Below are 11,640 nucleotides of genomic sequence, written 5' to 3' on the forward strand. Positions count from 1 at the left end.
ACCTCGAACCTTGAACCTCGAACCTCGAACCTTGAACCTCGAACCTTGAACCTCGAACCTCGAACCTTGAACCTCGAACCTTGAACTAAGACTAACAACGCCAAAGTACTATGGATTTCACTTTCAACACATACAAACAACTCCTGCAAACCCTGCAATCCCAAGGCTATGCCTTCACCACCCTGGCGGATTATATGAAGAGCGAAACTAAACTATCACCGGAAGTTAAGAAATCTGCTTCCGCTGCGGCTGAGTCCTCTAACCCTTTAGGGGGAGCCGGAGGGGGTGCGGTGGAGTTCCCTCCCCCTTTAGGGGGAGCCGGAGGGGGCGCGCCGGATACTAAAAGCAACAACCTCCAACCATCAACCATCCGAAATCGTCAATCCAAAATCGTCAATCCGAAATTAATCCTACTGCGTCACGACGTAGAAGCCCGCTACCCCAACGCTTTACGCTTTGCCCAGATCCAGCATGCAATGGGCATCCGTGGTAGTTATTATTTCAGGCTTTATCCGAAACCCAGGAACACGAGGTTTATACGCAGCATCGCTGATCTCGGCCACGAGATAGGCTACCATTACGACGACCTCTCATTTTGCAAAGGCAATCACGACCATGCCATCATTCGCTTCGAGCAACACCTTGATTTCCTGCGAACCATCGCGCCCGTTGAAACCATCACTATGGAAGGCGCACCGCTGTCATCATACGACAACCGCGCCCTCTGGGAAAAATTTGACTACAAAGCCTATGGCATCCTCGCCGAACCCTACTTCGACCTAAACTTTGGTACAGACTTCAGCCAAAGTAGGCATCCCGATAGCTATCGGGAGGCAAATGGCAGAAGGCAAACGCCGAATCCTCAATACCAAACGTCAAACGCCGAACCTCGAACGCCGAACCCTGAAACCGTCAACTCGACAGGCTCAGTGACCGGACCGCGAAACGACTTCTTCTATCTCACTGATACCGGCCGCCGCTGGGATGGATGGAAGGTAAGTCTCCGCGACAAAGTCCCGCAGCAGGACGAATGGATCAAACAAGGACTGGTTTTCCATTCCACCGCCGATATCATCAAAGCCGCCAACAAAGGCAAATTGCCCGATCATATCATGATGACCTTCCATCCCCAACGCTGGAACAATGTCTTCCTACCCTGGGCCAAAGAGCTTGTTTTTCAAAACGCTAAGAATGTTGTTAAATATTTACTTGTCTACGTGAAAAGGTGAGAGGGACGAGGGGCGAGGGGCGAGGGACGAGGGACGAAGAGATACAAGGGCGAAGGATGCAAACCCTGACCAACGGGAAGGGGTGGCAACCTTACAAGATCAAGAGACAAGAGTCAAGGGCGAGGAGATAGGAGAAAAGGGTGAGGGACCTATAGCAGTGCGTAAAACTTTGGGAAGAAAATGGGAAGTTGGAATTCTCACCGCCTCAGCGATTTCTCATTTCCGGTTTTAAAGAACTTCTGAAGCATAACAGTCTGCTAAGTGCTGGAGGGGGGCATAATAAAAACTCCGTAGCAATACAAGGAAGGTTTTGCAGGGTAAGCACTGAGAAAGCTTACATAACTGAACTACAAAGAAAAACAGTTGCATTTCTCAGGGCGGGCCTTGCGCCAGCAGCACGCGTAGTGCCGCGCTCAAGACACTGCTATGGAATACTTAACTTTCTTGCGGCACGGTTCGGGCTGCGCGGCCAAAACCTGACGTAGTATTCAAGGAGTTTTTATTAAGCCTTGAACTTTTGGGTACTTTTGGTTCAAGCCAAAAGTACCATCACAAATTCTTCATGATGCGCGGCCAAAACCTGACGTAGTATTCAAGGAGTTTTTATCAAGCCTTGAACTTTTGGGTACTTTTGGTTCAAGCCAAAAGTGCCATCACAAATTCTTCATGATGCGCGGCCAAAACCTGACGTAGTATTCAAGGAGTTTTTATCAAGCCTTGAACTTTTGGGTACTTTTGGTTCAAGCCAAAAGTAACATTAAAAAAACTTATTAAAAGACGCATTTTCAACAGCATGCAAGATTGATGATGTATTCAGGAGACGAAACAAACGTAACCAAAAAATATCACTAATAAAATGAACCTAATCAGACTATTATCCATATCCCTCCTAATCCTGTTGCAGACAGCCTTACCGGCTCAAACGGCTTACGAGCATGTAACAAATACAAACCTTTACACCTTCATTGACGACCTGGCTGCCCTGCATCTTATTGATGTGACCACGGCCATTAAACCCTATTCCCGTAGCCAGATTGCAGTATGGTTGAAGCAAGCAGAGGCAAACCAGGAACAGTTGAGCAAGGCGCAGCGCGCAAGGCTCAAGGTTCACCTGCAGGAATATTCCCTTGAATCCGGAACGCTAAAAACCGGTCGGGCCAGCCTGTATCAAAAGGACGAACAATTGTCGGTACACCTCTTGCCTCCCGAGGTGGTGTGGCGCGATACACTCTTCAGGGCCATACTGCGACCCATCTATGGCATCCGGTATTTCTCTTACGAAGCCGGCAACTTTTACCACAGCTACGGTGGCGCCGAAGCCATCGCCTATATTGGTAAAAACTGGTCGGTGTATGCGAGCCTGCGCGACAACTACCAGAACAAAGAAGTGCTGGCGCTTCCCTCCTACCTCACCCTTGAACCCGGCGGCAATTACAAGATCAATGAGGGTGGTCGTAAAGGCGGCGATTACAGCGAAATGCGCGGCGGCATCACCTACTCCTGGAACTGGGGATCGGTGGGCTTGCTCAAAGACCATATCCAGTGGGGCGACAACAACAATGGCAGCAATATTCTATCGGGTCGCACGCCCTCATTCGCTGTGATCAAGCTAAACATGAACCCGGTGCATTGGCTCGAATTCAATTATTTTCACGGCTGGCTGGTTTCGCAGGTAATTGACAGCGCCAACTCTTTTGTTACCCAGGGTGGGCACTTCCGGGCGAGATACAGAAACAAGTTTATTGCCAGCAATATGTACACGTTCAAGCCTTTTAAGCGCCTGCACTTTTCGGTGGGTAACGCCATCATCTACAGCGATATGAACGCGCACCCGGCATATATGATCCCATTTTTCTTTTTCAAATCATTGGATCACACCATCAACCGTGGCATTGAGAACCAAAACTCCATGATGTTCGTAAACATCAGCTCAAGGCAGATCAAACACCTCCACCTTTACGCATCGGTATTTATTGACGAGTTTTCAAAAACCCGTATTTCCGACCCCGACCGCCACAACTTCATCAGCTATAAAGGAGGCGCTTCATTAACGGGATGGCCACTGAAAAACCTGGCCCTCACGGGAGAATTCACTATAAATTACCCGAATACTTTTGAGCATTATATTGAGACCACCACTTTTGAAACCAATAAGTTCAACCTTGGCCACTACCTGGGAGGCAATTCGCAGGAATTGTTTGGTTCAGTGAGGTATAGTCCTGTAGGAACGCTGCAGCTTACCCTCGATTTCCTCTATGCAATGCATGGCAATGATTATCCGTACGATCACAACCTGCCTTTCCCCGTAGACGAGCATCCGGTGCTGGAAGAAAAATCCTGGGATCGCACAGGCATCACTTTCCGGGCTGAAATGCTGCCTTTGCAAAACACCCGCGTTTTCGCCGAATACACTTACAACAACATCAACGGCTACGACCTCGACGACAACACCGCCCAATATTACCTCAACAAATTCACACCCGCCTACCTCCACGGCAAAACACACGGTCTGGTGCTGGGGTTTGGGATTGGGTTTTAATTGTGGAATCTGCTTATAACCACTAAGGCACTCAGATCACTTAGTAACACTGAGCATATTATGGCAAATATTCAGGGTTCTAAACTTAGTGTCTTCTCAGTGTCCTTAGTGCCTAAGTGGTTACTTATATTCAACCAAAACACCTTGAGCCAGTCGATCTGACTTGTCTTCGAACCATTCTGTATTTACATTCCGCAAATTCAGGTTTTAACACAATGAAAGTCCTCCACATCATACGATCCAAAAGCGAATCTGCCATAGCGCCTTTTATCACAAAACAGGTGCAATCCTTGCAGGAATTGGGTGTTGAAGCAGAAATCTTCCAGGTTCAGGGAAAAGGCGTTCTTTCTTATTTGAAAAACAGCTTACCATTGCGCAGGTTTATACGATCCGGGCAGTTCGACCTCATCCATGCCCATTATTCGCTTTGCGGCCTGACTGCCATTCTTGCTTTTTCAGGCAAACCGATAGTTTTATCATTGATGGGCAGCGATGCATTGGGTGAATTTACAGGACCTCATAAAATCTCTCTGCGAAGCCTGCCGGTTGTCTGGCTTACGCGGATTATCCAGCCTTTTGTAAGCGCCATCATAGTGAAATCGGAAAATATCCGCCAAAAGGTTTACAGAAAAAGCATCACAGAAATTATTCCCAATGGTGTGAACCTGGAGCGCTTCAAACCGGAAAACAAGATGGATGCAAGGAAGGCGCTTGGCCTGCAACCCAATAAAAAATACATTCTCTTCCTTGCGAACCCAACGCATCAGTGGAAAAACTTCGGGCTGGCAGAGCAGGCCGTTCAATTGCTCAATGATGCGGAAACTGAGTTGCTTACCCCCTACCCTGTTGGGTCTGAACTTGTAGCAAAATACATGAATGCAGCCGATGTATTGGTTCACACTTCGTTTATGGAAGGCTCCTCCAACGTGATCAAGGAAGCCATGGCCTGCAACTGTCCCATAGTCGCCACCCATGTCGGCGATGCAGCCTGGGTTATTGGAGAAACGGAGGGTTGTTACATAACCGGATTCAATCCCAGTGAAGTATCTGAAAAGCTCAAACTTGCCCTATCCTTCGCAAGCAACAGCAATAGCACAAACGGCCATAACCAAATCCTCAACCTAAAACTAGACACAACATCCTCCGCAAAAAAAATACTCAACCTTTACAACCAACTAGTCTAATACCCAAGCTCCAAGGCCAAAGTCCCAAATTCAAAATCCAAAGAAGAGTCCACTCCGAAAAGTAAATCTGCCCCTAAATCCCCTAAAGGGGACTTCCACAAATTGCTGATTTTTAACGTTTCCCCTTTAGGGGTCAGGGGTTAGAAACGATAAAAATCAGCAATTTGTGACTTTTCGGAGTGGACTCAAAGAACAAAGCTCAAAATTCAAAGTTGGAAGGAGGCTGTTGGCAAATGGAAAAGCATAATCCGATATTAATTGGCAAACCATCAAGCAGACAGAAAATGCAAATATCCGACATGGCGGAAATCTGAAATCTGAAATCGAAAATTCCATTACTCCACCCCTCCATTACTCCACCACTCCAAACAATCAACCAATTAACTAATCAACCAATTAACCCTCTCCATCGCTCCCGTACTCCAACACACCATCACTCCAATTCTCCCATTCCCAAAATGAACCTCCTCTTCGAGCTCAACCACCCCGCCCACGGCCATTTGTTTAAAAACACAATACGGCAGTTGATTGCAAACGGTCATGATACGACGGTGCTAATTAAGGATATTCCTGTATTGAAAGCAATCCTCGATGATGCTGGCATTAAATATTTGGTATTGGGCAGCAAAGGGAAAAGTATCACTGGAAAGCTTTTAAAACAAGTCGGGTTTGTGTTCCGAACCTATAATCTTCACAGGCAAAAGCGTTTTGATGCAGGCATTGGAATTTCTGTGACGTTGCCATTGTTGAGCCGTATATCGGCTATGCCAGTGATTGTCTGCGATGACGACGACAAAAAAGCCACCCCTTATTTTGCTTCGCTGGCGCATACCAATGCCGCAGCATTGTTGCGTCCCCAGGCGCTCAGTCATGAAGGCAATAGCAAAAACACAATTTATTATGATGGTTACCATGAACTCGCTTATCTGCATCCGGTAGTTTTTACACCCGATGCTTCTGTATTGAAAGAGCAGGGTATTCAGTCAGGCGAAACATTCTTTATCGTCAGGCTGGTTTCATTAAAGGCGCACCACGACAAAGGCATCAAAGGCATTGACAGGGAACAAATGCATACGCTGGCAAAAACTTTAAAGCCTCATGGCCGGATCATCCTTACCCATGAAGCGGGTGGGGAACAGATTCCGGGCACTGAGCCATTGCGGATACATCCGGCACGGCTGCATCATTTAATGGCATATGCAAAAATGATCATCAGCGACGGTCAAACCATGTGTTCAGAGGCAGCATGTTTAGGTGTTCCCTCGGTTCGCATCAACGATTTTGTCGGGCGAATAAGCTACTTACAGGAACAGGAAGAAAAATGGAAACTTACCTATGGGTTCAAACCCACTGCTTTTGATGAGGCAGTGAAAAAAATTGGTTTTATACTCATTGAAAACAACGAGATTTACCAGCATCGCCGCAATATGATGCTGGCATCATTCATCAACGTTTCCGGCTTTTTAACCTGGTTCATCGAAAACTGGCCTTCAAGCTTGCATACCATGAAACAAAACCCTGAGTATCAATTTAATTTCTGGGAAGTTGGCGGTAGCAGTAGGGAGTAGGCAGTAGGCAACAGAGATTTACACCCCCGAAAGTATTGTCTAACCTAAAACTTAGAAAACGGAACGCCGAACGTCAAACATCAAACGGTCTTCACTGTTTTAAGTATCTTTGTAAAAAACCGAAACAATGGAAGCGATAATAATACAAGGTGAATCAAAGTCTAACTCGCGCTTATTGATTGAACTAGCCCGGAAATTAAATTTCAGAGTCAAAAAATTGACTTTAGCCGAAATGGAGGACATAGGCCTGGCCATTTCAATAAATGAAGGACTACAATCAGGTATACTTGACGAAAAAGAAAAAGAGGATTTCCTCCACAATCTCAAACACAGTCCGGATCATGGAGATTCCGAAAAGTTATTTTGAACCACATAGACACATAGCCACATAGAAAACCCATAGATTATATAGCTGATTGCTCAATATTTAAAGGCTATGTGTTCTATGTGACTATGTGTTAAGAAATGCATATCGCACTTTTCGGAGCAGACTCAACCTTGAACCTTCTTTGAACATTGAACCCGGAACCCCGATTGCCAAACGAGATTCACCTCATGCCCAACCAAGGATGCCATCCCTTCCCGTTGGTCAGGGTTTGCATCCTTTGCCCACTGACTTCGAACAAAAACCCTATCCTCCCATGTCACTAAAAATCCTATCCGTGGTCGGCGCACGACCAAATTTTATGAAAATTGCGCCCTTCATCCGTGCCATCAACAACCATAACCAAAACCCAGAACCCCGAACGCCGAACGCCGAACGTCAAACGTCAAACGCAAAACCCGTTACCTCGAACCTTGAACCCGGAACTTTGAACCTCGAACACCTCCTCGTTCATACCGGCCAGCATTACGACGATCGCATGTCAGAACAATTTTTCCGCGAACTCAATATCCCCCAGGCAGATATAAATCTTGGGGTTGGTTCGGGAAGCCATGCCGAGCAGGTTGGACAGACCATGATCGCATTTGAGAAAGTACTCAGGGCCGAAAAACCCGATTGGGTGGTGGTGGTAGGCGATGTAAACGCTACCCTTGCATGCTCGGTAACGGCAAAGAAAGAATGGGTCAAACTTTGCCATATTGAAGCCGGTTTGCGTTCGCACGACATGAAAATGCCCGAGGAAATCAACCGGCTGGTAACCGACCGTTTAGCGGATCTTTTGCTCACTCCCGATGAGCTTTCCTCTGAAAATCTAAGGAAAGAAGGCGTGCCGGAAAGCAAGATCAGATTTGTGGGCAATATCATGATTGATACCCTCGAAGCAAACCGCCTCGTTGCTGCAGATCTGAGCCTCGAAAATATTATCATGCAAAACCTTACCAAAAGCTTTGAACTGAAAACACGCATTCCGGAAAATGAAAAATATGCTGTTTTAACCCTGCACCGTCCTTCAAATGTGGACACGAAAGAAGTGTTGGAACCAATCGTGCGGTTTATACTTGATGAGGTTCTGAGCGACATCACCCTGCTGTGGACTTTACATCCACGCACGTTGAACAAGCTGAAAGATTTCGGCCTGTACGAAATCCTTGCCGCACACCCGAACATTATATTGCTCGAACCGGTTGCCTATCGCGAAATGCTTCGTCTGAACATGGGAGCCCGCATGATGTTAACCGACAGTGGCGGATTGCAGGAAGAATGCACGGTATTGGGAACGCCCTGCCTCACCTTGCGGTGGAATACCGAGCGGCCCGTTACGCTCCGGGAGTATGGCGGGGCAAGCGTGTTGGTCGGAAATAACATTGATCAGATCCGGAATGAATACTATATTGCCTTAAAAAAGTCGCGTTCGCCATACAGACCATCCCTATGGGACGGCAACACTGCAGACAGATGCCTGCAAGCCATTCTTGAGAACCATCTGCGGTAAGCTCATATAAATTCTTCAAGTTCCAGTTTCGAGGTTCCAGATTCCACGCCCGTTGCCCATCAAGGATGCCACCCCTTCCCGTTGGTCAGGGTTTGCATCCTTTGCCCCACCTAGCTCACATGAAGCCCCATGCCCCAAGCACAAAATTCAAAATCCAAAACCCAAAATCCAAATAGCTGTCGTATGTGATTTTACAATCTTAAATCTGGAATTTTGAATTAAATAATTGTATTACTCCAGGCTTCGACACTCAGCCACCGGAACCCATTACTCCATCACTCCATAACTCCATTACTCCATCACCCCACTAATTGACCAATTAACAAGTTAACAAGTTAACAAATCAACCAATTAACCACTCAACACAGCATCACCGTTTCACTGCATCACAAAAAAAACTGACCCTATGTAATTTAAATTTTTTCAAACTTTTCTATTGTGGTAAGGAACGCCCATTTTTGCTGTTGACTGGAAAAACCCTATTTTCGCAGCAAAATCCCCTTTATGTTCCAGTCCGAAATTCTAAGGAACCCTACCAATGCCAGCCCGGAGCTCCGGGATTTTTTTTATCACCACCCTCCCTCCTTCTTCCAAAGCCTCCACTTTCTTGAACTACTGAACGGAACTCATGGTTTCCGGCCTTTTATGCTTATCATAAAGCAGGATCGCAGGATTCTGGCTACACTCTGCGGCACAAATATCCGTGAAGGTAGCGGGCTGAAAGCATGGGCTTCGGAGCGTACGGTTATTTACGGACATCCGGTTATAGGATCAGGATCAGATCCTGCTTTGATGCTTGGTGTTCTACTTGAAGAGCTTAATCATGTGAGCCAGGGTTCTCTGTTCACCCAATTTCGTAATGATACAGCTCAATCGGTAAATGACCCGGCTTTCAGGAACGCAGGCTTCCACTGGCGTGATCGTCTGAACCTTATCAAACCCATTCATAATCTTGAAGAAGCCTGGGCAACGCTGAGCGCATCGCGCAAAAGACAGATAAACAGCAGCCGCAAGCACGGAATCGAAGTGATTAGCAATCCCAGCCATGAACAAATGCTTGAATTTTACAATCAATTGCTTGAATTATACCGATACAAGGTCAGAAAACCTTTGCCCTCAAGTGAATTTTTTGAGCGCTTTTATTCGCTAAGCACTAATGGAAGCTTTCATGGAAAGATCATTCTCTGTGCTTTTAAAGGGAAAATAGTGAGCGGGATTGTTTGCCCTTATACACCAGGAGCATCCATGTATGAATGGTATGTTTGCGGATTGGATGAGGAATACCGCAGCCATAAAATTTTTCCCAGTGTTATGGCCACCTGGGCAGCCATAGAGGCGGGCAACCAACTGGGATGCAAGTCCTTTGATTTTATGGGGCTGGGCATACCTTCGCGGCCTTATGGAGTGAGGGAATTTAAATCACGATTTGGTGGCGAGTGGGTGAACCATGGACGTTGGAGCCGTGTTAATAATTCCGTGTTTTACACAATCGCCGAAATAGGGTACAACATGATGAGAATACTCAGGAATGTTTAAGAAATTAGGTTTAGGGGCAAAACAACTTTTCAGAATGGAATCAATATTTAATGCAAAAAGAATTTATATACCTTTGCTAATCCTGCAATCAACCACTGCTTACTAATCCTGCTAATGAAGCGTTTTCTTCTTCACCTGATCGCTGATATGGTAATTGTTGCCCTGGCATTTATCATTGTAGGCAAGTTCTATCAGGGTCCCATTGATACTGTGATTGATAAGTACCAAACGCCCTTTATCGTTTTCCTCACCATTTTTCTGATCATCTCCTTCTGGCTCAATAAATATGAGCATATCCAGAGCATGGGTTATGTAGCCATGCTTAACCTTTACGCGAAAGCATTGTTCTACACGGCGGGCATCACTGTGCTGGCCATGTACCTTTTACAGCTCACTTACTTTTCGCGCTTTATCATCCTGGGAACAATGCTGGGAATTTTTGTAATGGAATTTTTATGGGTATCGCTGTTTCAGGCAGTGCGTATGGCGGTGTTGATCCCCGAGAGACAAGACCTGGAACATGAGCGCGCTATTCGGCAATCGCTGATGAATGAGCAGGTGAGTGAGATAAGACCGAGTATTGATGTACGTGAACGCAAATACCGTGAAACCATTCTTGAAGAATCAGGGCGTGAAGTGCTGATGTTTCTTGAAGAGCGCATTGATATTGACTCACCGCTTACCCAAATCATAGCCACCACCACCAGGTTCAATATTATGAACCTGCCCAACAATTATTTTGAAACCATTGTGAACCTCAAGCGCATCAACGATGTGCAATATATTAACAAGTTGCTTGAGGCCATTAATGTGAAGCTGAAATACGGCGGTGTGTATATTGGAGCTGTTGAAACGCTTTGTCTCCGTAAAGCCCGGATTATGAAATCCTATCCACCTTTGCTCAACTGGATGGCGTATGCTATGGATTTCCTGGTGAACAGGGTCGTTCCCAAATTCCCTGTTTCAAAGAAACTCTACTTTATGTTCACTACCGGCAGGAACAGGGTATTGTCGCAGGCTGAAATTTTTGGACGTCTTTATTCCTGCGGATTCGAACTTGAAAAATATGAAATCTTTGAAAACCTGATGTGGTTTAGGGTAAAGAGAGTGGCCGCGCCGGTTTTTGATTATCAGCCCACCTATGGGCCTTTGATCCGCTTAAAGCGAACCGGAAAAGGAGGAAAGATAATCAATGTGTATAAAATGCGAACCATGCACGCCTACAGCGAATATTTGCAGGAATATGTGTACAAGCAAAGCAATCTGCAGGAAGGCGGCAAGTTCAACAATGATTTCCGTGTAACCCGTTGGGGAAGTTTCCTGCGTTCGCTCTGGCTCGATGAATTGCCCATGCTGATCAATCTGTTCAATGGTGACTTGAAACTTGTTGGTGTAAGACCCCTTAGCAAACAATATTTCTCACTTTACACCCCGGAACTTCAGGAAAAGAGGAACAGGACTAAACCCGGGCTTGTACCTCCCTATTACGCCCAACATCCAACCCCAAAAACCCTTGAAGAAGTAATGGCCAACGAAGATCAATACCTCGAAGACTATTTTAGAAGCCCTTTCAAGACAGATTTTACATACTTCTGGAGGGCATTTTACAACATCGTTTTCAGGCACGCACGCAGCAAATAAGGCATAAATCCCGTATCATCATATCTTACAATTTCAGAAATCACAGTACTGCCTGCCATCGTAATC

Annotated in this window: 8 protein-coding genes; all 8 read left to right on the plus strand. The window is 46.0% G+C overall.

Annotated features, from left to right (window positions below; translation table 11 throughout):
- Positions 1-110 precede the first annotated feature (110 nt).
- The 8 genes from IH597_00005 (at position 111) to IH597_00040 (ending at position 11,574) form a co-directional block, all read left to right on the plus strand.
- The gene (locus IH597_00005) at positions 111-1,229 is read left to right on the plus strand and encodes a hypothetical protein (protein ID MBE0660825.1); all 1,119 of its coding nucleotides are present in this window, start codon (positions 111-113) and stop codon (positions 1,227-1,229) included.
- A gap of 856 nt (positions 1,230-2,085) precedes the next feature.
- Positions 2,086-3,768: a hypothetical protein gene (locus IH597_00010; GenBank protein MBE0660826.1), complete on the plus strand. Its 1,683-nt coding sequence runs from the start codon at positions 2,086-2,088 to the stop codon at positions 3,766-3,768.
- A 215-nt stretch (positions 3,769-3,983) separates the two neighbouring features.
- Entirely contained in the window at positions 3,984-4,952 is a 969-nt protein-coding gene (locus IH597_00015) for a glycosyltransferase (GenBank protein MBE0660827.1), read from the plus strand.
- 458 nt (positions 4,953-5,410) lie between these two features.
- A complete protein-coding gene (locus IH597_00020) occupies positions 5,411-6,520 on the plus strand; it encodes a DUF354 domain-containing protein (GenBank protein ID MBE0660828.1) in 1,110 nt (369 codons plus the stop codon).
- Positions 6,521-6,647: 127 nt separating this feature from the next.
- Positions 6,648-6,887, plus strand: coding sequence for a hypothetical protein (locus tag IH597_00025; protein ID MBE0660829.1), 240 nt, complete (start codon positions 6,648-6,650; stop codon positions 6,885-6,887).
- Between the two features lie 274 nt (positions 6,888-7,161).
- On the plus strand, positions 7,162-8,397 hold the full coding sequence (gene wecB / locus IH597_00030; protein ID MBE0660830.1) for a UDP-N-acetylglucosamine 2-epimerase (non-hydrolyzing): 1,236 nt from the start codon (positions 7,162-7,164) through the stop codon (positions 8,395-8,397).
- Positions 8,398-8,901: 504 nt separating this feature from the next.
- Positions 8,902-9,933, plus strand: a complete 1,032-nt coding sequence (locus tag IH597_00035) for a GNAT family N-acetyltransferase (GenBank protein MBE0660831.1) — start codon at positions 8,902-8,904, stop codon at positions 9,931-9,933.
- 114 nt (positions 9,934-10,047) lie between these two features.
- Positions 10,048-11,574: a sugar transferase gene (locus IH597_00040; GenBank protein ID MBE0660832.1), complete on the plus strand. Its 1,527-nt coding sequence runs from the start codon at positions 10,048-10,050 to the stop codon at positions 11,572-11,574.
- Positions 11,575-11,640: the final 66 nt, after the last annotated feature.

Source organism: Bacteroidales bacterium, assembly GCA_014860575.1.
GTDB lineage: Bacteria > Bacteroidota > Bacteroidia > Bacteroidales > JAAYJT01 > JAAYJT01.

Coding starts and splice junctions, on each gene's coding strand:
- IH597_00040 (MBE0660832.1), top strand. CDS start 10,048: ATGAAGCGTTTTCTTCTTCACCTGATCGCTGATATGGTAATTGTTGCC.
- IH597_00010 (MBE0660826.1), top strand. CDS start 2,086: ATGAACCTAATCAGACTATTATCCATATCCCTCCTAATCCTGTTGCAG.
- wecB (MBE0660830.1), top strand. CDS start 7,162: ATGTCACTAAAAATCCTATCCGTGGTCGGCGCACGACCAAATTTTATG.
- IH597_00020 (MBE0660828.1), top strand. CDS start 5,411: ATGAACCTCCTCTTCGAGCTCAACCACCCCGCCCACGGCCATTTGTTT.
- IH597_00015 (MBE0660827.1), top strand. CDS start 3,984: ATGAAAGTCCTCCACATCATACGATCCAAAAGCGAATCTGCCATAGCG.
- IH597_00025 (MBE0660829.1), top strand. CDS start 6,648: ATGGAAGCGATAATAATACAAGGTGAATCAAAGTCTAACTCGCGCTTA.
- IH597_00035 (MBE0660831.1), top strand. CDS start 8,902: ATGTTCCAGTCCGAAATTCTAAGGAACCCTACCAATGCCAGCCCGGAG.
- IH597_00005 (MBE0660825.1), top strand. CDS start 111: ATGGATTTCACTTTCAACACATACAAACAACTCCTGCAAACCCTGCAA.